The 22,432-nt window shown below is 43.1% G+C and carries 20 protein-coding genes; 8 read left to right on the forward strand and 12 right to left on the reverse strand.

Features of this window, described 5'->3' with window-relative positions; genetic code table 11:
* Positions 1–11: 11 nt before the first annotated feature.
* Both LEP1GSC050_RS18385 and LEP1GSC050_RS18390 read right to left on the reverse strand, forming a co-directional pair.
* Positions 12–404, reverse strand: coding sequence for an HIT family protein (locus LEP1GSC050_RS18385; protein ID WP_040911930.1), 393 nt, complete (start codon positions 402–404; stop codon positions 12–14).
* Between the two features lie 27 nt (positions 405–431).
* The gene (locus LEP1GSC050_RS18390; RefSeq protein WP_010569823.1) at positions 432–902 is read right to left on the reverse strand and encodes a hypothetical protein; all 471 of its coding nucleotides are present in this window, start codon (positions 900–902) and stop codon (positions 432–434) included.
* Positions 903–968: 66 nt separating this feature from the next.
* Here LEP1GSC050_RS18390 and LEP1GSC050_RS18395 point away from each other — a divergent pair, with 66 nt between their 5' ends.
* From LEP1GSC050_RS18395 to LEP1GSC050_RS18415, 5 genes are all read left to right on the forward strand, one after another.
* A complete protein-coding gene (locus LEP1GSC050_RS18395; RefSeq protein WP_020987857.1) occupies positions 969–1,829 on the forward strand; it encodes a hypothetical protein in 861 nt (286 codons plus the stop codon).
* 256 nt (positions 1,830–2,085) lie between these two features.
* The gene (recA, locus tag LEP1GSC050_RS18400) at positions 2,086–3,177 is read left to right on the forward strand and encodes a recombinase RecA (RefSeq protein ID WP_040911983.1); all 1,092 of its coding nucleotides are present in this window, start codon (positions 2,086–2,088) and stop codon (positions 3,175–3,177) included.
* A gap of 136 nt (positions 3,178–3,313) precedes the next feature.
* On the forward strand, positions 3,314–4,330 hold the full coding sequence (gene argC / locus LEP1GSC050_RS18405) for an N-acetyl-gamma-glutamyl-phosphate reductase (RefSeq protein ID WP_010569826.1): 1,017 nt from the start codon (positions 3,314–3,316) through the stop codon (positions 4,328–4,330).
* A gap of 5 nt (positions 4,331–4,335) precedes the next feature.
* Positions 4,336–6,264 (forward strand): AMP-dependent synthetase/ligase, encoded by a 1,929-nt coding sequence (locus LEP1GSC050_RS18410; protein ID WP_020987871.1) that lies wholly within the window; start codon positions 4,336–4,338, stop codon positions 6,262–6,264.
* A 6-nt stretch (positions 6,265–6,270) separates the two neighbouring features.
* The gene (locus LEP1GSC050_RS18415; protein ID WP_010569827.1) at positions 6,271–6,903 is read left to right on the forward strand and encodes a nucleoside phosphorylase-I family protein; all 633 of its coding nucleotides are present in this window, start codon (positions 6,271–6,273) and stop codon (positions 6,901–6,903) included.
* A gap of 6 nt (positions 6,904–6,909) precedes the next feature.
* On the opposite strand, the gene LEP1GSC050_RS18420 is transcribed toward LEP1GSC050_RS18415, so the two are convergent.
* Entirely contained in the window at positions 6,910–8,670 is a 1,761-nt protein-coding gene (locus tag LEP1GSC050_RS18420; RefSeq protein WP_010569828.1) for a patatin-like phospholipase family protein, read from the reverse strand.
* Positions 8,671–8,804: 134 nt separating this feature from the next.
* On the opposite strand from LEP1GSC050_RS18420, the gene LEP1GSC050_RS18425 reads away from it, so the two are divergent.
* On the forward strand, positions 8,805–9,407 hold the full coding sequence (locus tag LEP1GSC050_RS18425) for a DUF4254 domain-containing protein (protein ID WP_010569829.1): 603 nt from the start codon (positions 8,805–8,807) through the stop codon (positions 9,405–9,407).
* On the forward strand, positions 9,404–10,462 hold the full coding sequence (locus tag LEP1GSC050_RS18430) for a glycosyltransferase family 9 protein (protein ID WP_010569830.1): 1,059 nt from the start codon (positions 9,404–9,406) through the stop codon (positions 10,460–10,462). The genes LEP1GSC050_RS18425 and LEP1GSC050_RS18430 overlap by 4 nt, the downstream gene beginning before the upstream one ends.
* Positions 10,463–10,470: 8 nt before the next feature.
* On the opposite strand, the gene LEP1GSC050_RS18435 is transcribed toward LEP1GSC050_RS18430, so the two are convergent.
* Positions 10,471–11,766, reverse strand: coding sequence for a glycosyltransferase (locus LEP1GSC050_RS18435; RefSeq protein ID WP_010569831.1), 1,296 nt, complete (start codon positions 11,764–11,766; stop codon positions 10,471–10,473).
* Between the two features lie 130 nt (positions 11,767–11,896).
* On the opposite strand from LEP1GSC050_RS18435, the gene LEP1GSC050_RS18440 reads away from it, so the two are divergent.
* Positions 11,897–13,249 (forward strand): O-antigen ligase family protein, encoded by a 1,353-nt coding sequence (locus LEP1GSC050_RS18440; RefSeq protein WP_020987888.1) that lies wholly within the window; start codon positions 11,897–11,899, stop codon positions 13,247–13,249.
* On the opposite strand, the gene LEP1GSC050_RS18445 is transcribed toward LEP1GSC050_RS18440, so the two are convergent.
* Genes LEP1GSC050_RS18445 through rpmB form a run of 8 tightly spaced genes read right to left on the reverse strand, consistent with a single transcriptional unit; the run spans position 13,205 to position 22,324 of the window.
* The gene (locus LEP1GSC050_RS18445) at positions 13,205–14,992 is read right to left on the reverse strand and encodes a phospholipase D-like domain-containing protein (protein ID WP_232225830.1); all 1,788 of its coding nucleotides are present in this window, start codon (positions 14,990–14,992) and stop codon (positions 13,205–13,207) included. The genes LEP1GSC050_RS18440 and LEP1GSC050_RS18445 overlap by 45 nt on opposite strands.
* On the reverse strand, positions 14,989–16,398 hold the full coding sequence (locus LEP1GSC050_RS18450; RefSeq protein ID WP_051185003.1) for an LA_2168 family protein: 1,410 nt from the start codon (positions 16,396–16,398) through the stop codon (positions 14,989–14,991). The genes LEP1GSC050_RS18445 and LEP1GSC050_RS18450 overlap by 4 nt, the downstream gene beginning before the upstream one ends.
* On the reverse strand, positions 16,395–18,575 hold the full coding sequence (locus LEP1GSC050_RS18455; protein WP_010569835.1) for an LIC11755 family lipoprotein: 2,181 nt from the start codon (positions 18,573–18,575) through the stop codon (positions 16,395–16,397). Before LEP1GSC050_RS18455 ends, LEP1GSC050_RS18450 begins: the two co-directional genes overlap by 4 nt.
* 51 nt (positions 18,576–18,626) lie before the next feature.
* A complete protein-coding gene (gene uvrC / locus LEP1GSC050_RS18460; RefSeq protein WP_020987924.1) occupies positions 18,627–20,483 on the reverse strand; it encodes an excinuclease ABC subunit UvrC in 1,857 nt (618 codons plus the stop codon).
* A 1-nt stretch (position 20,484) separates the two neighbouring features.
* On the reverse strand, positions 20,485–20,940 hold the full coding sequence (locus LEP1GSC050_RS18465; protein ID WP_010569836.1) for a peptide chain release factor family protein: 456 nt from the start codon (positions 20,938–20,940) through the stop codon (positions 20,485–20,487).
* 2 nt (positions 20,941–20,942) lie between these two features.
* The gene (locus LEP1GSC050_RS18470) at positions 20,943–21,368 is read right to left on the reverse strand and encodes an acyl-CoA thioesterase (RefSeq protein ID WP_039934537.1); all 426 of its coding nucleotides are present in this window, start codon (positions 21,366–21,368) and stop codon (positions 20,943–20,945) included.
* A 7-nt stretch (positions 21,369–21,375) separates the two neighbouring features.
* Positions 21,376–22,113 carry an endonuclease III domain-containing protein gene (locus LEP1GSC050_RS18475; RefSeq protein ID WP_040911931.1) on the reverse strand — a complete coding sequence of 246 codons (738 nt, stop codon included), beginning with the start codon at positions 22,111–22,113 and terminating at the stop codon, positions 21,376–21,378.
* A complete protein-coding gene (gene rpmB / locus LEP1GSC050_RS18480) occupies positions 22,043–22,324 on the reverse strand; it encodes a 50S ribosomal protein L28 (RefSeq protein ID WP_010419731.1) in 282 nt (93 codons plus the stop codon). The genes LEP1GSC050_RS18475 and rpmB overlap by 71 nt, the downstream gene beginning before the upstream one ends.
* Positions 22,325–22,432 lie beyond the last annotated feature (108 nt).

Consider the following 22,432-nt stretch of genomic DNA (forward strand, 5'->3'; position numbering starts at 1 on the left):
AAAGAACAAAACTATATTTCCGGGAAGGAAATATTTTCAGGAAGATCTAACAACCCTTCCAATGCCAAACGAATATATTCCGGACCTTTGATTTCTCCGAACCGCGGTATAAGGTGGAAATGCATATGTGCCACCTTCTCCGCAACCAACACCGTATAAATTTTCTGGGGTGAAAAACGATCATAAATCCAGGTTGTCGCGCGCTGGAACGCGGTTCCTAATTCTGCAAATTCCTCTGAGGTCCATTCGGAATATGCTTCGCGATGCGAAACGGGCTCCACATACAGATAACCTGGAAGTTTCTTCGAAAATTCGCTATGTCTTACGAGAAACGGGCCTGATCGAAATAAAAAACCCGAAATTTTTTCGCTGCGATGGACGGAACAAATTGGACAGTCTGAAATCGTAGCCTCGGAAATGGAAACCAGGGTTTATACTCCCGAAACCTGAGCGATGTAATTCTTGTACCGATCGTAAACGCGCTCGATATATTCCAGATTCGAGCAAAACCGGATGATGCACCGATAAAAATGATATCGTTCCATATCTACGATCTGGTTCTCTCCATCCAATTGTTCCCGTAATAATCCTTTAATCATCCCCAAAAATAAGGATCTTTCCACAGCATTATAGCCCTCCGGAGCGTAGCGTGCACCTTCCAGAATATTGACGAAATTTACCGCCGAACGAAGAAATTCCTTTTCGTTAGAAAGATACTCGTATTTTTCCTCTTCGGAAAAGGTGGATAAATAATCATGAAACAAGGTTAGCTGGATGGATTCCACTAGAGAGCCGGTTTTTTCCTTCGCTTCTTTATAGAACGAAGTCTGAATACTATACTCGACAAAGTCTCTCCAGGAGGATTTTGTAGTTTCTATCTTGTGAAGTTCTTTCAGACTCATAGTATTTCCGCTTTTAAGGCTTTGATTTTCGATTCTTCTTTGAGGTATACAGGGAAAAACGTCTCTATGTCAAAGGTTTTCCGCTCTTTACTCTTTCTTTTCTGTCTAGCGATGCCATCGGCCGTTTTTTCAACGGAATCCGGGGATGAAGAATTATGGGAAACCGCGATGGAATGGGCGGGACATCCGGTATTTAAGGAAAAACGCATCGTTCGCAATTTAGTATCCAGTTTTTATAAGAATGAAATTCAACAGACAGAAACGGCAATTCGTGAATCCATCGACCGACATTTTTCGAAAAAAAACCTTCGAAAATCCGGAATTCTGGAACTCATCCGTAAGGACTTAGATTCGATTCCGGATTTAGGCGGAATCGCCTATGAAGTTCCCGAACTAGGTTCAGGTGCGATCTTGAAAGAAGAGACGGATTTTCCCGAAACCTTTCGAAGCTTTTCCTATAAAAACGGGAAGATAAAGTATTTCTTTCGCAGCCGCCAAAAGCCCTATTTACAAAATTGGGAAAACTTAAAGCTCTTAGGTAGCTTTTATGCGTTTACGGAAGCCGGTGCCTTATTGCTATGTAAGGAAAAAGAAGATGCTCCTATACAATTTAGGGACATTCGGGAATTAAGATCCCACTTCCAGGAAAGAAAGAAAAGGAACTCTTCCCTAGAGCTTTTTCACGAAAACGGAATTTACCTTTTCTATTTCCCGAATCAAAACCTATTCCCTTATTATATTCTATTAATATCCAAGGGACTGTTATCCGTATTTACGATAGTTCTAATCTTCCTATATTCGAAACGATTTTGGACATTTTTGAAGGACCAAAACAAACGTAGCTTTAAGGCTCAAACGCTCTTCTTACGGGATAAGCAAAAAATAAATTCTCCCCATGACGACTCGGGTGAAAACCCGATTTCTTAACCGGCCTCTTTACTGCAAGCATATTTGCTATACAAATATATAGATTTTTTTCGAGTTTGGACCCATTTTTTGGGTGACATAAGGTTCATAAAAAACGATCCTTTTCTGAAGGGAATTTCCAAGATTTTACGGATCTAAATGGAATTTGTCCGGGATAGGAAGTATGATGCTCCTAACTCAGTCGAATCCCTGAAAAAGTACACGCAATCATAAAGGAAGGGGAATCGTTTTGGCAAGAGAAGGAGCTAAAGAATCCATGAAGAAGCAAAAAGAAGAAGCCCAAGGCTTAGACGACTCTAAGAAAATGGCGATCGATCAGGCCATGACCCAAATTGAAAAGCAATTCGGGAAAGGATCGATCATGCGTCTCGGTGCGGCTTCTGCTACGAACGTGATGCCCGTGATCCCTACAGGTTCTCTGGATCTTGACATCGCTTTGGGTATCGGTGGATATCCGCTAGGTAGAATTATTGAAATCTACGGGCCGGAATCCTCAGGTAAGACAACTCTTACTTTAGCTGCGATTGCGGAAGCTCAGAAAAGAGGCGGAGTCGCGGCGTTTATCGATGCCGAGCACGCCTTGGATCCGTCCTACGCAAAGAAATTAGGCGTAAATTTGGAAGAACTTCTAGTCTCTCAACCGGATAACGGAGAAGAAGCGCTGGAAATTTGTGAATCCTTAGTTCGTAGCAACGCGATCGATATCATCGTTGTAGATTCAGTTGCGGCTCTCGTTCCGAAAGCGGAGATTGAAGGAGATATGGGAGACGCGCATATGGGATTACAGGCTCGTCTTATGTCCCAAGCTCTTCGTAAATTGACTGGAACCATATCTAAATCAAGAACGGTTGTCGTTTTCATAAACCAAATTCGTATGAAGATCGGAGTTATGTTTGGATCACCCGAAACTACGACCGGCGGAAATGCACTTAAGTTTTATAGTTCGATTCGATTAGACATTCGAAAAATAGAAACCTTAAAGGAAAAAGAAGAAGCCACAGGCAATCGAGTCCGAGTCAAAGTAGTTAAGAACAAGACCGCTCCACCGTTCCGACAAGCTGAATTTGACATAATCTATAACACAGGAATTAGTAGGGAAAGTTCTCTCGTTGACTTAGGTGTAAAACACGACATCATTAGTAAATCGGGTGCCTGGTATTCCTATAATACCGAAAAGATCGGCCAAGGAAAGGAAGCCGCGAAAGAATATTTAAAGGCCAATCCTGAAATTGCATATCAGATAGAAAATATGGTGCGGGATCTAAACGGTCTCCCTCCTCTTGCCAAAGAAGGAAAAGCGCCGACTGCTCCAAGCGGGGGTGAAGAAGCCCAAAGGGCCGCTGGATAAACATTACTACCGGCTTTCTTTTTAGAAACCATTGACGCCGGGTGGGAAATCCATCCGGCTTTTTTTTTATTCCAAGAAGTTTTCCTTTTTTCATACTTGCCTTACACAACTAAGAATCCAACCAATCAGGAAGAGCATGTCAGAAATCAGTATTATCGGGGCCGGCGGATTTACCGGAAAAGAGCTTCTCGGACTTTTAGCTCGTCATCCAAAATACAAAACGGTTCATCTTACGAGCGATAAGCTTGCCGGAAAAAAAATATCGGAGGTATTTCCCGACCTCCCATTTCCGCAGGATTTAGTTTTTAAGAAACACGAAGATCAGGTTCCGAAAGGATCCTTGGTGGTTTTAGCGGTCCCGAACGAAGCTTCCTTACTGCTGGCTCCAAGGTTCTTAGATGCCGGACATAAATTAATCGACCTCTCTGGAGTGTATCGTCTTCATAATCGCGAAGCATTCGAGAAAACTTACAAACTGACCCATACTAACTTCGAGCTAGTGGATCGGGCCGTTTTCGGAATTCCGGAGCTGTTTAGGGAAAAATTAAAAGGTGCAAATTTCGTTTCAAATCCGGGGTGCTATTCCACTTCCGTAATATTGGCTTTGTATCTTCTCGGCGATGTTAGAAGGAAGGTTCGGAGTCGAATTATTGCCGACTGCAAATCCGGAGTGAGCGGGGCTGGAGGAAGAGTGGAAGATGGAGGTTACTCCTTTACCGGAGTCCACGAAAACTTTCGCGCTTATAAGATTTTAACCCATCAACACGAACCTGAAATTCAAGAATATTCTTATGTGGGTTCCGGATTGTCTCAGCCGGAAATTCTCTTCGTTCCTCATTTACTCCCTCTCTACCGGGGAATACTGTCTAGCATCTATCTTGAAACGGAAGGAGCGGAGGATATAGACGTTCTCTCGACTCTAAGAAAGAATGCCGACGGAGAACCGTTCATTCGAATTCGGGAGACCCCCGAGGAGATCGATCTATCTAAAGTCGTTCACACGAATTTCCTAGATATAGGAGTGCGTCAAAGAGGTAAGACGATCGCGATCGTCTCCGCTCTCGATAATCTTATGAAAGGCGCTGCAGGACAGGCTCTACAGAATATAAATTTAATGCTAGGAGAGAAGGAAACTCTTGGTCTCCTCCCTTGATTCCCATGGAAAAGCTTAGCGTATATCATCTGGTCTCGGATTCTTGCCATCAATATCGTGATCGTCCTTTCCATTGGATCTGGGACGAAAAACAACATACTTTCACCGGAATTACGTATGGAGAATGGTTTTCCAGCCTGGAAAGACTTTCGGGATATTTACTTTCCAAAGGATTAAAGCGAGGAGATAAGGTAGGACTCATTTGTGATAATCGCACCGAATGGTCTCTCTGTTCTTTTTCGGTAGTCTGTGCCGGCGGTGTAGATGTTCCAAGAGGATGTGACGCAAGTGCAGAAGATATCACTTATATTCTAACTCACACGGACGCAAAAATCGTCTTTATAGAAAAGAATTCAGTTCTAAAAAAACTAGGCAAACATCCGGATTGTTTATCCGCGATTGACGTTCTCATTTTAATCGAAGACGAATCCACATTCGAAGGCTTAAGCGAGCTCCGGAGCCAATTCCCGAAATTAGAAGTAATCGGACTGGATAAAGCATTATCTTCGGGGGAGCAATATCTTTCGAAGAAAGGACCGAAAATTCTGAGGCAAACCGGAGAATCACTCACAGGTAAAGACATTGCAACCATCATTTATACTTCAGGCACGACCGGCGTTCCCAAAGGGGTCGTTCTTAAACACAGATCGTTTACCTGGAGCGTTCAAGAGCTTCAACAGTTCGTCCCAGTGACTTACTCGGACAGAACTGTGGTTTTCCTCCCGCCCTGGCATATTGCGGAACGGATTTTAGAGACAGCCTTGCTTTCTTGGGGTGCCTCGATGGCGTCCTCCGGTGTTGCAAATCTACAGCGTGACTTTGGCCTAATCCGACCGACCGTCTTAGTTTCAGTTCCTCGAGTATGGGAGGCGTTATATCGTAAAATCTGGGATACCGCCAAAAAAGGACCTTCTTGGAAATTTAAGCTCTTTTCATTGGCCGTAAAAATTGCCGAGTTCCATAGTTCCCTCTATGATACGATCACAGGAAATTATGCGACGACGGAGGATGAGCCTTCCGATCAAAAGGCTTTGGATAGATTCGTAGCCTTAGCGTTCTTCGGGCCGGTTTCACTGGCAAATTTGCTTTCGCAAAAGATATTACAGCCGGTTCGCGCATCTTTAGGGGGGCGTCTTCGTTTTGCTTTTTGTGGCGCGGGTGCAATGCCCTCTAAAATTCAGTTTTTTTTTCGGTCGGTCGGTATTCCTATTATCGAAACCTATGGTATGACTGAGACTACGGGAATGGGAGCTATGGGCAGGTTTCCTATTCCAAAAACGGGCGCGATAGGACCTGTTTTTCCAGGTGCTCATATAAAACTTCTGGATGAAACCGGAGCTATCATTACCGAATCGGGAATAAAAGGTACTGCCTGGCATAAAGGACCGCATGTTACTTCCGGCTACTACAAAGACGATGCAAAAAATAAGGTTTCGCTTGTAGACAATTGGTTCGATTCCGGAGATCTATTCGTTTGGACGAAGACTGGAGAACTCAAGTTTGCCGGTCGTGTAAAAGATACGATCGTATTATCTTCCGGCGAGAATGTGGAGCCGGAGCCGATCGAGGCTAAAATTTCCGAATCCGAATTTATCCAATTCATCGTAGTCGTCGGGCAGGATCAGAAATTCCTGAGCGCATTGATCGTTCCTAATTTCGAAAAGCTTAGAGAGAAATTCTCGGAATCGGGGCAAATATTGCCGGAAGCCAATACGGAAATCACTACTAACCCGGCCGTGCTTAAATTTTATAAGGAATTACTGAAAGAAAAAATTTCCGAAGGTAACGGATTTAAGAACTTTGAAAGAATCTCCAATTTTCTGTTAATCGAAAAGCCGTTTGAAAAAGGGGAAGAGCTAACCGAGACCATGAAAATTAAACGTAAAGTAGTCTTGGAGAATTATTCTCGTCAAATCAGTAAGTTGTATTCTTAAATCGATATGCCTAAAATAAAAAATCGGGAAATTCTTTTTTGCGGGGCCTTTACCGGAGAAATAGACAAGCTACAATCGGATAACCGATTTTGGGTCTTGGAAACCGGAGTCGGAAACTTAAACGCTGCTCTCCGCCTACAATCTTTCCTCTTGGAAAACAGAGAAGATTTACCCAAATCCATTATTTTCCTAGGTTCGGCGGGAGTGTATCCTTGGGTACCTCGCAAGGAATGGGAAGGAAAGCTAGGACTCTCAAGAGCATTTACAAATTACGAAATCGCTTATCTTGATAAGAAAATACGGGTACCTGAATTTCTAAAGTTAAAACTTGAATTTACGGCATTCAAAATTCCAACCCTTGGCAACGGTTTTTTCGAATCTACTACGAATGGAACCGGTTCAGTAACTTTAGAAGACCTCAGTCCACGAGCGACAGAACGCTTAAAAACCGAAGAAATAGGCTTGGAAAATATGGAAGTTTTCGGTCTTGCCAAAGTAGCGGAAAGTTTTGCCATTCCGTTAACCGCAATATTTTCCCTGACGAATCGCGTGGGGCCGAAAGGGAGCGACGAATGGAAATCTTCCTGGAGAAAATTATCCGATAAATTGCAAGAAGCAGTCATCGCTTCGTTTCCGTAAAAAAACTCACTTTTTCCTTTCGGATGGAAAGAATAATTCCCGAATTTCCTTGGTAGCTGCTTCCGCTTCCAACTCGCCTTTCTTTATCACTTCCTTATATCTTCCGAAATCGGTGAACGCAAATTCTTCGATATGCATATTCACAAAAAGGTCCATTTTCTCTTTTCGAAGTTTAGTAATCTCGCGTCCTTCTAGAGTGATCGCTCTCGCCATTATCTTTAAGATTGGAGGATACGTAATATCTTCCCAAAGATTCTTAAAGAATGATTTTCCGGTTACTTTACGGTCTTCCAAAAGTCGGACAATCGCATCGTCGCGCAATGGGGAAACGTTTACCGAAAGGATGACGTCCGCCCCTCTCTTTCGTATCAGGTTATCAGGCACGTTGTTGATTACTCCTCCGTCGATCAAAAGGTGGTCTCCTTTGAAAACAGGAGGGAACATACCGGGTAAGCTCATTGCGGATGCAAGAGCTTCCCAGATAGGCCCCTGATCCATTACGTATTCCTGCCCGCTGTGCAAGTCCACTGCCGACGTTACGAATGGAATTTTTAGATCCTCAATCAATTGCGAACCGAATGCATCCTTGAGCATTCGCAGCATCTTTTTTCCCTTAAAGAATGAAATTAACGGAATCGTCGGATCAAACGGCTTATCGATTCCACCGAAGAATTTACTGATCATTTTATAAACTGAATCGGCACTTTCTCCTCTGGCATATAATGCACCGATTACCGCACCGAAGGAAGAGCCGGACACATAATCGAATCGGATACCTTCTCTTTCTAAAACTTTTAGTAGCCCCACATGAGCCAAGGCTCTAGCACCGCCTCCGCCAAGAGCTAATCCTCTAGTTTTGGAAACGAGATATCTCGCAAACGTCTCTCCCTTGTAGAAAATCCGCTGATTAGTACTTTTATCTTCATGATGGATCGCTTTATCAGAAACGATGATCTTGGACGTGCGCCCGTCGTAATTACGTATACGAGGTCTCCAATAGTCGATGATTTCGGTTTTCTGTTTTACGTTTCTTTCAGGATTATCCTCCCAAAAAACGATCTGATCGCATTGCTGCACGACCTTATCAAATTCAGGCATTATGCTCGGGGTGCGAAAATAAATATGCAGGACCGGTGATTTTTTTCTGAGCTGGGAAATCATCCGAATCATATCCGACAGAGATTTATCTTTGAACGCATCGATCTTGAATAGAGAGACATTTCCTTCATGGGATCGCCTCCCTGTTTCGACAATCGAATCTAGGTGGTGCTTAAAATCCTCGATCTCTTCGGTAGGAATGTGGCAAATCAATCTTCGCGGCACCGAAGGGTTCTTAATGACTCCTTCGATTACTTCGCGCATCCTAATTCCCATGAGACGCATTAGATTTTGAGATAAGATCTTTTCCTTCGCAGCCAGGCGGAGAAAATATTCACCGTCCAATACATACAGTAAAGTGTCCAAGACGGCCGTCGCAGAACCTGAGTGGACCGACCTTGTCAGAACGCTATTTTCCGCAAAAATATCACCCTCACCTAAATATCGAACAGTCTGTCCGGCTTCTCCTAAAGTGACCATGACCTCGCCGTGTCGTATTAGATATAATTCCTTTGAAATCTCGCCCTTGTAATAAATCACATCATGATTATAAATATTCCGCTCTTCGATATGCTTATAGATTTGAACCAGTAGCTTTCGTGGAAGATTTTTAAATAAGGGAATTGAGGCAAGAAATTGCAATGCTTCGGGAGGGACGAAACGTATCATTCCGGCAAATCCTATGGCCCCTCTAACGTTTTGTAAAGTCTATCTCGTATCGAGAATGAAATACGAACGTAAAGGTCCTTGTTTCCTGCTGGAAATCTCTTGATTTCTGAGTTTATAGGGAAATTCTAGCTCCGATGCACTTAGATTCAGCCTCCGTTGTTTCGATTTTTCAAAAATCCATCCAAGATTGGCATGCAAGCGAATCCTTATCAAAAAACCCCTATCCTCAAACTAGTTTAGAGCATTTATTCTATAAAAAGAACCAAATTGATACCGTCCAATGGCATGTCGAAGACGAAATCCGAAGGCCGGATTTGCCGGACTCGAATCTAGTTCAGTTTAAGCGTCAGATAGACGCTTTAAACCAGGAAAGAACGGATACTGTAGAGTTAATCGACGATTTTATTTCCTCTCGGTTTAAAGATGTACCCCGCAAACCGAATGCCCGCATGAATTCCGAAACACCGGCATGGTTGATAGATCGAATGAGCATTTTGGAGCTCAAAATCTATCATATGGAAGAGCAAACACGTAGGACCGACGCGACCACAGCGCATATCGAGGCTTGTAAAACGAAGCTAAGTATACTCCTCGAGCAAAGGAAGGATTTGTCGATTTGCCTAGATGAGATTTTGGACGATCTTTCCAAAGGCGAGAAATATTATAAAGTATATCGTCAAATGAAAATGTACAACGATAAGAATCTTAACCCATCTTTGTATACCAATAAAGCATGAACCTTCTTGTTCTTCGGTTTTCGGCAATGGGAGACGTTGCCCTAATGGCGCCGGCTCTGATAGCGGTCGTTGCGAAATATACGAATATCCAGCTTACCGTTGTGACGCGAGGAAATTATGCTCCTTTTTTCTATAATATACCGAACGTTCACGTAATCGGAATTAATCTTAAAAAATATAGAGGGATTATGGGCCTTTACCGATTATTTCGGGAGCTGAATAAGCTCGGCCCTTACGAGAAAATAGTCGATTTACACTCGAGCGTCAGATCTAGATTTATCAGTTTATTTTTCCGATTTAGGGGCGTACCTATTTTTCAAATCGTAAAAGGAAGACGTGAAAAATTACGCCAGATTCGTAGAAATAGAAAAGTACTTCGAAAACTCCCACACACCGTTGATAGATACTTGAAGGTATTCGATAAGGCGGGATATCCAGCTTCCGTTCGAAAAGGACCCTGGATAAACGTAGATCCCGAATCCAAGATTTTTGCAAAGGACTTCCTGCTGTCCAGAAAAATCGACAAAAAGGAAGGCCTTTGGGTCGGATACGCACCGTTTGCCGGTCACAAACTAAAAGAATGGCCTCACGAAAAAAGTATCGCGTTGCTTAAACTGCTCAAGGAAGAATTCCCGAATATTAGAATTTTCTTATTCGGTTCGTCCCAGGAAGCCTCTATCATGGAGGAATGGAGAAACGGCGATCAATCGATGACTATCGTTTCCGGAGGAAAACTCGGAATAAGAGGAGAACTCGGTATCATGGAAAGAATGGATGTGATTATAGGAATGGATTCATCCAACATTCACATCGCCGCGCTTCTGAAGCGTCCTGTCGTGGCACTCTTCGGCACGACACATCCTTATTCGGGTTTTGCACCTTTCGGTCAGGAAGATACCGGCGTGCTACAAATAGAAGATCTTAACTGTAGACCTTGCAGCATTTACGGAAATACAACTTGCTTTAGAAAAGACTTTGCCTGTATGGAGTGGATCACTCCCGAGGACGTTATCAAACGCATTAATGTGATCATAAACATCAATACACTTTTCTAAATTCGGCTTTAGCCGAATAGACCGAACGGGTCGAGCGAGAAAATCATATTAAAAAGCGAAGGGCTCTTTTTCTTACCTTTTAACTCGGCAACAGCTTTATAAACATCTTCCATTCTATCCACGCAGGCTTTAATTTCGTGACTTTGAGCGATTCTAATCGATTCGATCGAAAATGCTGCAAATAACTCGGGATCTTTAAGTATCTTAACCGATTTCTCCGCGATATCTTTCACATCGAACGGCTTAGCGATATATCCGTTTTTGGCATTGTGAATCAATTCAGGAATAGCGAAAGAATCCACACCGACCGCCGGCAAACCGCAGGCTATCGACTCTAAAATAACCAAGCCTTGAGTCTCCATTGTGGATGCGGTTAAAAATAGATCATAATTCGGATATTCCTTCGGTAAATCCTTTCGATCGATAAACCCTTTAAAGAAGACGGATTTTTCAATTCCGAGTTTTTCCGACTGCAATTTTAAGGAGGCAAGAGCAGGGCCATCTCCGATAATCGTCAAACTCGCATCAGGAAGCGAATCCTTAATCAATTTAAAGGAATTGATGATTACATCGCAGTTTTTTTCGTAGGAAATTCTTCCAACGTGAAGAAGTTTCGGGCCCCCTTCCAATTTTTTAGGCTGTCCTTTGAATTCGGATAGGTCCAATCCGTTAGAAATCACTGCAACCGGTTTTTTAATCCCGAATTCTTCCAGCTGCTTTTTTATGAGATGCGAGGGAGAGATTATTAGATCGCATCTATCATACAAATTGTTCGTAATCTTCAATATGATTTTTTTCCGAATATTGAATCTGTCGAACTTTTCAAATTTTATCAGATCCTTAATCCGCAGTCTTTTATTAAGCTTACCGACTTTCATAAAGAGTTTGTCTAACTTCAAAAGTCTGTATAAAGACAAATACATATCCTGCTCGGACATCAAAGTGTGATAGGTTCCGATGCTCGGTATTCCATAACGTTCCGTAGCATTAATTCCGTATAAGCCGAGTAATCCCGGAGTGTGAATATGAACTAAGTCAGGCTGGAATTCTTTGATAATTCTTTTGATTTTTGCGGGAGAAGGTAAAACAACCTTTATATCCGGATAGCTAGGTAAATATCCGCTGCGAAATCGTTCTATGCGAATACGATCTCCCATCCGATCGAAGTCCCCATCTCCATATTTGGGACAACATATCAAAAATTCATGCCCTCTCTCGGCAAGCAACTCAGCGAAATTCCGCATCGAGATTGCGACCCCGTCGACTTTAGGAAGGAATGTGTCCGAAAAATAAAGGATTTTCATCGTAGCCCTGATGGGGAACCAATCTCATTCAAAGGAGGGATTTTTCCACTCCATTCTACTTTATGTCGGGAAAAATAATCGAATTTACAAGGAAGAGCGAGTTTACATTCTGTTACAGGCATTTCTACCAATGACAGAATTCTTACGTAAGGCGCATGTATTTTGTCTAATTGCTACGTTCTGCACGATAGGCGTTTCTGTAAGCATAAGCCAAGCTTTTTTAGTATTCTCCTTCTGCTTCGGATTGGGGCACGCGATTCGTTCTCGATCGGTTTCAAACTGGTTTCCCAAACATCCTATTTTTTATCTATCTGTTGCCCTCTTTATCTGGTATTTTCTAGATTTCATAATTCATTTCCTCTCCGGCGAAGATGCATCCTATTTTAGTCGAGCATTTAACGGCGAGCTAAAGGACTTTTTTCTATTCTTTGGATTCCTGTCAGTTTGGTTCTTAAAGGAAGAGGATATTCCAAAAGCATTCACAGGATTACTGGTTCTTTTCTTAGTATTAATTTTCACCGGAATCGTAGGCGGTTTTTCTCCCGTTAGATTGTCCAGATTGGTTAGCGATTTATACAAGGAGTCCAGCGCGTATAAATTTACGCATCCGCTAGGAACTTTTGCGAAGATTCCTTTATATATTTCTATCGGCCTGATGAATACTCATTTGACGTTTGGGGGATTACTCCAGTTCTTTTCCGGCTTTGCCGTATTTCGCTTTTTAAAGGATCTCGGATCGGAAAACAAAAAGAAAATTTTACAAAGCGGTCTCTTTTTGTTTCTCTTTGTATTTGTTTGCCTACTAAATCAGGCCCGTTCTAGCCTGATCGGCGCGTTCTGCTCGATTTTACTGGCAACATTACATCTATTCTGGATTCGCAAAGAATTACCGATGTCGTACCTGATACGAGGTGGATTTGCCTTTTTGACGATTTCTATTTTATTAGGCCTCGGTCTCGCGTTTAGCCCGGCGGGAAAAAAAGTGTTAGGGCCTATCTTCGGAAAGGAAAAACATACGGATTCGGGCAGAACCTTCATTTGGGATTCAACGTTTCCTATAATCGCGGCCCATCCAATCATCGGAGTCGGACCGGGTAATTATAATCGATCCATCGAAAAGGTTCGGATGGAGCATTCTGAAACCTACCCCGAGCTGGCTTATTTTTATGAGGTTACCCAAAGGGGACATGCGCATAATGACTATTTTCATTTTACGTCCGTTTTCGGAGTTCCGAGCTTACTTATTTACCTATCGATTGCCGCGCTTTTTTCGTACTTTCTCCTACAATCCCAACAACCCTTGAATCGACTCATCTTTTATTATGGAATATTTGGATTCTTCGTTTCCGGACTGTTTCAATGCTATTTTCAAGATGATGAAGTCGTTATCCTTTTTTGGCTTATCATAGGTTTATTCGTTCGGGGAGAATTGAAGTCTTCAGATTCCGACGGCGCAAAGGCGATCTCTCCTTCGATGCGGTAATCCGGGCAGCGAGAAAAAAGATCGATCAGCATCTTCTAAGATACGTCGATTGCTTTCTGAAAACGAGTAAGGTCGAGTTATCGCATATGCGGCATCCATTAATTCCTCCGTCCATGAAAGTTTTGATGTCTCCGATTTAAAGCAAAAGAACACAGTAAATCCATTGTAATCGATTAATACGGCGCCACTGCCTATGGGCAACGAATCGTTGGTTCGAAGCAGGTTCCCGTTCGAAATAAGGCTACTTTTGAACGGGAGCTTCCCTCTTCCTATAACCCATGCGGAATTTGCAGACTGGCTTGCGGAAAGATTTTCAAGAATCCTATTATCCGCATTTTTCCAAATCCAAGCCGATTCGTTCGGCAAAAAAACTTCCGGACGGAGAAAGAGCAACGGTTTGCTCAGAACCGACAAAAATTCTCTGCCGTTATCCGATCCTACCCCGGACAACAAAACGTTTCCGAACCTGTCGGATATAGAGAACGGAAAAAAGGAAACCGCTTCCGTCGGAAATTCGAACTTTCCTCCGAATAACCTCGCACTTGCAGTTTCAAAGTTGTCGATCTTTCTACAGATTTCATCAATTCCAAATTTATAATATAATTTCCAGCGCATCCAAGATTCCCCAATATCCAAAAGAAATTCCCGCTCATTCAAATCTGCTCGGCAAAATCCGGATCGATCGCCGGTTAAGTAAATTTCGAGATCCTCCCTATTTCTCCGAAATATAGGCAGGGGATTTGCAGCTTTTTGAATGCGTAAATGTTCTAATTCGAACTCTTTAACTAAGTTCGTATGGCTAGTCCGAATCAAAATTTCCCGATTTATATCTCTGGCGCTTACCGAATAATTGAAGGAGCCAGTAAGTAACGTAGAAGAATCTAATATCATAGTCTTATGATGTAATAACCCACCCTTACCGAAAGAAGGGTCGTCCAGGCGATCTTCGTTACCGTCTTCTAAAATTCTCACTCCTTCTAGTGCAGATAATTGAATTCCTTCCGGATCCACCGGGCGATCATAGATGCCTTCAATCTCTCCTCCTTTCTTGTTAAAAAGAGAGAATTCAAGACTTAGAACCGGATCATAGTGATCGAAAATCAAGAATTTTGCCAGTCGTTCAGCTTTCCGAACAGATTCGGTTAGGACATGTTGAATGATTCTGCCGTTGTTCGGCGAATTCCAGAATTCAAAATCTCGAAGGATCAATTTCGAAAAAGGATACTCCTCTCGTAAAAAAGAATGGAATTTTTCCTGTTCTGATTCGGTTAAATTAAATAATAAGTATCCATTATTATCTCTTTCCAGCCCGTAATATGTGAAATTGCCTGTCCCGATAAAGACCAGTTTTCCGTCCGAAACCAGGACTTTAGTATGTTGCAACCCGCTTCCCTTCCAGTACCGCAGGTATTTATAAAAAGAACTCGGATAGGTTTTTCCGAATTCTCCCATAATTTCCAAACTTATACCTCGCTTTGTCGCTGAGAGTATCGCCTCTTCGATTTCAGGATCATCAAAAGAGTAAATGTGAAGGTAAAGAGAGGATTGAGTTTGCTCAATTAAGCGAAGAATCACATCTCTAACCTCCCTTTTTTTCCCGACCGGAGTGAAACGACCTGGATAAGAGAAATATGCGACCGGATAGCCGCTCTGGTCCATCCAATGAGCTAGGAAATCGGCCTTCGCATCCTGAGTACAATGGATTAAAAAACCCAATATCGGAATTATTTTTGTCCGCATCATAGAACCCATCCTAATTTTAATAGTAGGTACCATTCTCTTAGCCCTAAAGAAGGATCGGATTCGAAACCGCCCACTTCTAATTCTAAGATGGATGTTTGATATTCCGGCGGAATCCAGCCAAACGAAATGACGCCTTCCCGCAGAAATGAATTCGAAAAAATTTTCTTTGAACTAGACCATGATCCGCTCGAATCCTTCTCAGTTGTTAAAAACGCAATGTAACTAGTCCGAATTCCTAATTTAATATGCGAAATTCGTAAAGAGCTTTGAATTCCAAAAACACCAGCAGGACGTTTAGTCGGAAAAAGCGACTGATCCCTTTCCAAACCGGCCCCGGTTATCCACGCGGACGGCGTCCATCCCCAGATTTGATTGAGTAAAGGATTAGGTAACGGCGAGGCTCCCATACCGACGAAACCTAATTCCAAAATCTCTCCGTTTTTGTTTCTCTTATCAGGATTAGGAAGGAAACCGAAAACGGAAAAATGCCCGCCGGACCCTTGAAGACCTATATCGAATCGGACCGCCTCTCCGCTAATCGGTAAACTTTTCTCCGGTCGAAGCGGATGAGATGCCGTTTTGTCTAAACCGCGAACTAGGAATGCTTCTAAATGACTAAAGAAAGGACCGGATAAAAATCCTATCCCGGTCTTTGCCTGCGTAAGATAGTCTTTATCCCCGTCCAAGCGTTCAGATCTTGCCTCCTGAACATCTTTCCCGAATCTTCCCCAATTTCCTAAAGAAACGTACCGTATTCCGATATTATAAAATACTCCCGATTCTTCTCTTGCCCAAAAACCGATACCGGCCCTATATCTAAACTCGGTTTGCGTAAGATCCTTTACTGGTATCGAATTCAAGCCGAACTCGCTTCGTGCGGATTTCGGCAAAAAGGAATCCCGTCCTTGTGCAAGTAGCCAATTGTTTTCGGCCAACGGGAACCCTCGGTAGAAATCCAAAACGTCGAATCGAACTTTAAAACGTCCATTATCTTTCGTTTCGACAAAAACTCCCTCGACTCCGTCTTTCCAATAAAACCATCCGGGTAACGAATTGGGATCGGACCTTCTACCGAAACCCCAACGGAACCCCTTAGCGATTAATGCAAAATATGCGTCTTTTCCGGGAAGAATCTTCAATCGATTATCGGAGACCGAGAAAACATCCATTTGTAGATTCGCTTCCCAAAAATCACGCTGGTGCTCTCCTTTTACATTTATCCAGAATGGAAGTGCAATGCCACTTACCCTTTCCGCTTCCTTTGAAGTTTTATCGCTTGAATTTAGTCGTCCCTGCGCTTTAAAACCTAAGAAATAAATATTGAGATCCAATTTGTCCGAAACGGTTTCTGCAGCCAAAATACTTGGAATGAATGAAACGAAGAACATCGCTATCCGTATTCTCATTCTTGTCGTACCGGAGACAAATTCGAGGTCCCGGGACTCGCGTGAGTATTGGGGCATTCAGGAAGTCTGTCTATAGAGTCCGAAATATCGGAATCTTTCCAGGACCGATTCCCGTTCGAATCTATGATCTGATAGCCGGACCGTCTAATTTTGTTTTTTGTATCATTTTTGCCCGGCCCGGCGGAAGAATATCGTAGCTCATCCCAGAGTTCTCCCGTGACCGGGTGACGCAGCATAATAAGTGTCGAATTAGTTTGGGGAAGGGAGAAAGCGGAATCCTTCCAAACCTGACTTTTCGGAAAACAAGTGAGTTTTCCCGAGGCCAAAACGCTGAATCCGGAATCTATCGGAAAAAGAACGGAGGCGATGGATCCGCCCTGCGTCTCCACTTCTAAAATTCCCGATTGCGCTCCCTCAATCTCAGAGTGAACTTCTAAAAACCGATCGCTTGCAATCGGTTCGCTGCCTTTATAGGAACCTGCCCAAGAAATTTCAGAAAGAACTGAACGACCGATAAACTCGAACTTCCCTTTTTTACCCGGAGAAATCCTATGCAAATGATTTACTCCGGCCGGGACCTCGTCTCGGAGAGGTAAATAGATTCTAAAGTTCCGAAGTAACAAGGACGAAGTCGCAACTCCGGGAATTTCGAGTGCGAATCTAGTAGAAGCATCGATAAGACCTCCGTTCCAGATCGAGTGAGTGATGCCGGTCGTTCGATCTCTGAGTCGAAACGAATCCGACAGCTTTAATGAAGAAAGATTTCGATACGAAAATGTAGTTGCACCGAACAGGAAAGGAAGAGCGCCGATCGTTAAAATAGATTGCTCCGTCACGGATCCGGAAATCGAAATTGGAACAGTTGACTGCGCCCATTGAAATTCCAAATTCTCCGGTTTACATTCCCTTGAACCGATATATTCTAAATCGATAAACTTAAAATCCGTTCTGAGCTTTCCTTCCCAGTAAATCCCGATCGGATTTAATTCTTCTAAAATGAAATCTTTCGGATTACAGTCGGGAAGTTCCTTGCCTGGTAAACGATTTATTCCATCCGGGAAACCTGGATCCATACAATAGGATTCCGGGAGATTTGTCAGTTGTCGATTTGATCCGCATTCCGAAAAGCCTGACGGTTTCCAGGAAAGGGTCTCCTCTCCATAACGATAACCTCCTCCCGGAAGAATTCGTTCCGTTACCGATTGCTGTATGGAAAGTTGTAGACTCCCGTTGCGTTTCAAATCTCCCCATCGAAGACCGGATACCGTAATTCTTTCAAGCGGAGATGATTCTTCCGCGTAGATACGGGTCTCCCCTGGCAAAAGATAGCCGGTAGTTTTCGGAACGGGGATACGATTACCGAAAAGAACAAAGTCCATTCGATCTTCACAAATCGGATATTGTTTAGAATTGAATAATTCGATCCAGCGGCCGGTAACCGATTCCGTCTCGCCGAACACTTCCGAGATTACCGGTAGCTCATATTTACAGTTCGATAAAATCCTTTCATTCCTTGCTGGAACGGATCCGATTACATTCTTTAGCTCGTCAACTAGATCAGCCCCTGACTGGATTTTAATCGAGAGATATGAGTCGCCATTTTCGCTAGGAGGATGTATCCAAAGCATTTCCGTATCCGAAAGAAGGAAGATAGAAAAACTGGCAGTATGGAATTTTCTGGAAAAATTATTTCGATCAAGGAAAAGAATTCCATCGGTAAGACCTTTGCGAATTTCTCTACTTCCCAGAACCCCCGAACGAGCGGGAAGAGCCTGCTTTCGCAATTCGTTTATCTTATAAGTTCCGATCGTAATAGAAATTCGATTCTGCGAATCTTCAAAGGATAAAGGAGCCAATAGTTCATTTTGGCGCCATCCTATAAGAAAGCGATTCAACTCCTCCCAAAATGTTAATCGCGAATCTTCCATGCAAAGACTCGCAAAATAGTTAGGATGCTCACCGGCCTCCATGCAGGTTTTTGTATCCCTAACCTTTACCGATAGATTCGCAAATTCACTATCGCTTACATCTTCAGGTTCGTATTGAAACTTAAATGCGGAGGAAACCGGAGATAATTCCCACCAGTCCGTCTTTGCCGAATGTTGGCAATAATACGCCGTAACACCGATCAAAAGAAAAATCTTATAAGTGTTCGCTCTTTTTAAATAGGATCGCATTCTCCCCCCCGTTTACACACAGGTAGGGAGAATCGTTCGGTGCTGAAAAAATTAGGGAGGGGTTAGAGAATTTTCTTCGCTTTCCTTAGAATGAAAATGTCGGAAAATCTTTTCTGCGAGAGTATCTCCGATACCCGGAACTTTCTTAAGCTCCTCGATCGTGGCATCTTCGATTCTTTTTTGTCCGGTAAAGGAACGCAGCAACAGCTTACTTCTTTTCAATCCGATATCGGGGACGTCTTCGATTAAACTACGAAGAGCCTCCCGATTTCTTCGGGAACGATGATGTTCTACGCCGAATCTATGAGCTTCGTCGCGAATATGCCGTAAAAGCTTCATTCCGGGAGAATTCATATCGAAGTTATAAGGCTCGCTTTGCCCGGGAAAATAAATCTCTTCTCTTTTCTTCGCGAGTCCGACCATTGGCAAATTCGGAACACCTGCTTCGACGGCGGCTTCGCAGGCTTTGCTTAACTGTGTGGGACCTCCGTCAATGACTACTAGGTTTGGCAGAGCGCCGTCTTCGTTTAAAATTCTTTGCAACCTTCTGGAAATTACCTCGTGCATCATTCCCGGATCGTTAATTCCCTCGTAACCTCGAATATTGTATTTTCGATAGCCCTGCTTAAGCGGTTTACCTTCTACGAAAATAACTCCGCTAGCTACCGGAAAGGAACCCTGAAAATGCGAGATGTCATAACATTCGATGATATGCGGCGGTTCTCCAAGATGGAACATTTCCTGAATTTCCTTGAGAGCCACGGTTTGATCGCGGTATTGAGTGGCAAGTAATCTCTCGGTTAAACCTAGCTCGGCATTTTTTTCCGCGATTTTTAAAAGCGATTTTTTTTCGCCGGCTTTAGGAAAACGTAATTTTGGTCTGAAGCCGGTTTTTTCCTGTAAAAAATCCAAAACGGTTTCCGCTTCTTCCTTTAAAGCCAACGGCACCACTATGTTCGACGGAACTAAACCAGCTCCCATATAATAATCTCTAAAAAAGGAAGCTAGAATTTCGTCCTCGGAAGAATTCGCAACCCCTTGAATCGGAAACGATTTTTTATTTTCAAGCCTTCCTCCTCTCACTTCCATAAGAACGACCTGCCCTTCGTCTTCCCGTCTTGCAAAAGCGACTATATCCTCGTCTCCTCCATCCAAACTTACGACGGTCTGCTTTTGACGGAAAGATTGAAGTTTTAAAAGCATATCCCTATACCGAGCCGCATTCTCGAATTCCATCCTTTCAGAATAGTCGTCCATTCGACGGGTTAGCTCGTTAACGAGTCCGTCTTTCTTCCCTTCTAAAAATTGGATGACTTGATCAACGATGATTCGATATTCCTGGACCGGAACGTTACCTTGGCAGGGGCCGAGACAACGTTTCATTTGAAAATTCAAGCAAGGTCTACGCGGCTTAGGTAATGGTAAAACTTGCTTGGTCTTACGAATGGGAAATATTCTCAGGATAACATCGAGAGTTTCCCGGGTCGTCTTCACGTCAGTATAAGGACCGAAGTAGCGATCGCCGTTATCCTTTAATTTTCGCGTAACAAAAACCATCGGATACGGTTCGGATAAAGAAACGCTAATATACGGATATTTTTTGTCGTCCTTGAGTCGAACGTTGTAACGAGGATTATGTTTTTTGATTAAGGTAGCTTCAAGAATGAGAGCTTCCCTTTCGGTAGAAGTGGCGATCCAATCTAGATCGAAAATTTCCCGCCGGAGAAACCGGGTCTTTAAATCGAAATGATTTTCCTTTAGATAACTGCGAATTCTCTTATCAAGATTCTTCGCTTTTCCGACGTAAATAATCTCGCCTTCGACGTTCTTCCAAAGATAGCAACCGGGAGAGCCCGTAAGATTCTTGAGTTTTTCGACGATCAGATTGTGATTTAGAACATCTGCCATTCTAGTCTTCTCTTATTGGACTATCCCAATCTTCGCCGTATTCTTCTTTCCAATCTTCTTCGGGATTAAATTCTCTTTTAGCTGCGCCCGAAGATTTAGCCGCCGCTTTACGTTTTGCCCTTCTTGCGCGATCCGCTTTGGCCTTCCTTAATTTGGCGTGAGCCGGGTCCTCGATTTTATCGGCCAACCGCGCTTCCTTTTCCAACCGTTCGCACAATAAAATTCGCGCCTTATAGCGGTTCATTCCCTGTGTTCGATAGATCGAACATTTAATTTCTTCGCCGGTCGGTCGGTGAAACAATCGAACGGCAGTAGAAACCTTATTTACGTTTTGGCCGCCCTTTCCTCCGCTTCGCGTAAAACTTTCTTCCAAGTCGGATTCGAAGACTTTGAGCGATTCCATTCTTGCCAAAAGAGCGGATTCCTTTTCGGAAGAAACGGGAAATCGAGCGGACATGACTAACGAGCAAAAAGTTCTTGCGAATCGAATTGCGTAAAATAGGGAAACGGTCTTCCCTTATCATCTAAACAGACGTAAGTGATCGTACAATCGATAATCTCGCGGACTTCCTTCCTTTTTTGGCTTTTAGAAATTGAAGCATTGCGAATGGTTATGGAACTCTTTCCGATTTTCTCTATTTTCGAGAAAATCTGTATAATATCGCCGGACAATCCGGGACTTTTGAAAACGACGTCATCCATACTAACCGTTACGATATTCGAGTATCGTATTTTTTCCATGACGAACATTGCACACCCTTCATCAATCCAGGCTAACATTTGACCGCCGAAGAGAAATCCGTGTTGATTCAGGTCTCGGGACATCACTATATGCTGGGTGCTCAGTTCCATCCCTTCCAGTTTCTTATCTAAGAAGACTTCCAAATTCAATTCATTCCTCCTCGATTTTTGCGGCCGACTTACCCTGAGTCGATGATGGGCAAATCTTTCCCAACACGCATTCGTCACAAAATGTATGATGCGCTTTGCAATAACGTCGACCCAAAAAGATAAAATACAACGAAAGATCCATCCAATGATCGGGCTGAACGACTTTCATTAAATCCTTCTCGACCTTGATCGGATCGGTTTGATTTGTCAGCCCTAACTTTTTGGAAACACGTTTTACATGCGTATCCACGACGAAACCTTCAGAGATGCCGTGTATCTCGTTCAAAACCACGTTCGCAGTCTTACGACCGATACCAGGCAGTTGAATAAGCTCGGAAATCGTGTTCGGTAATTTGCCTTTATACTCTTTTAAAAGCGTTTTAGCAAAATTGACCACTGACTTGGCTTTATTCTTATAGAAGCCTGTGGAGTAGATGATCTCTTCGATTTTTTTGAGAGGAGCCTTTGCTAATGATTCTAAGCTAGGATAGGCTGCGAATAAACGCGGAGCAACTTCGTTCACTCTCGCATCCGTACATTGTGCGGAAAGAATGACTGAAATCGCGAACTCGTAGTCTTTTTGGTAGTTTAAAGGAGAATTTACTTCCCCGAACTCTCCCCGTAACAGGGAGCAAATTCGGGAAACGTACTTGGATGTTGGAACAAACTCAGGCTTTGGCTGCCTGTTTTTCGATTCCGACGTATTTTTTGGGGGCAAGAGCTTGTAAAGAACCGCCATTGTCTTTAATCGCGGCCTTGATTCCTTTTTTACGAAGAGTACGGAGGGCACGAGTAGAAATTCGTACGGTCACCCAGCGGTTTTCATCTTCTAAAAAGATCCGCTTTTTGATCAGGTTGATTTTCCAGGTTCTACGGGTCTTAAGGTGAGAATGGGAAACATTATTCCCAGCAATGGTACCTTTCCCGGTAACGACACACTTTCTGGCCATATTGCGACTATAATTTTCTGTATGGGGAAGCTGTCAAGAAAACGATTCTTCCAATGTATTTTTTGCCTAAGGTGTAGCATTTTCGGGTTAGTAAATCCGGATGGAATT

Source organism: Leptospira broomii serovar Hurstbridge str. 5399 (assembly GCF_000243715.2).
In the GTDB taxonomy this organism is placed as follows: domain Bacteria; phylum Spirochaetota; class Leptospiria; order Leptospirales; family Leptospiraceae; genus Leptospira_B; species Leptospira_B broomii.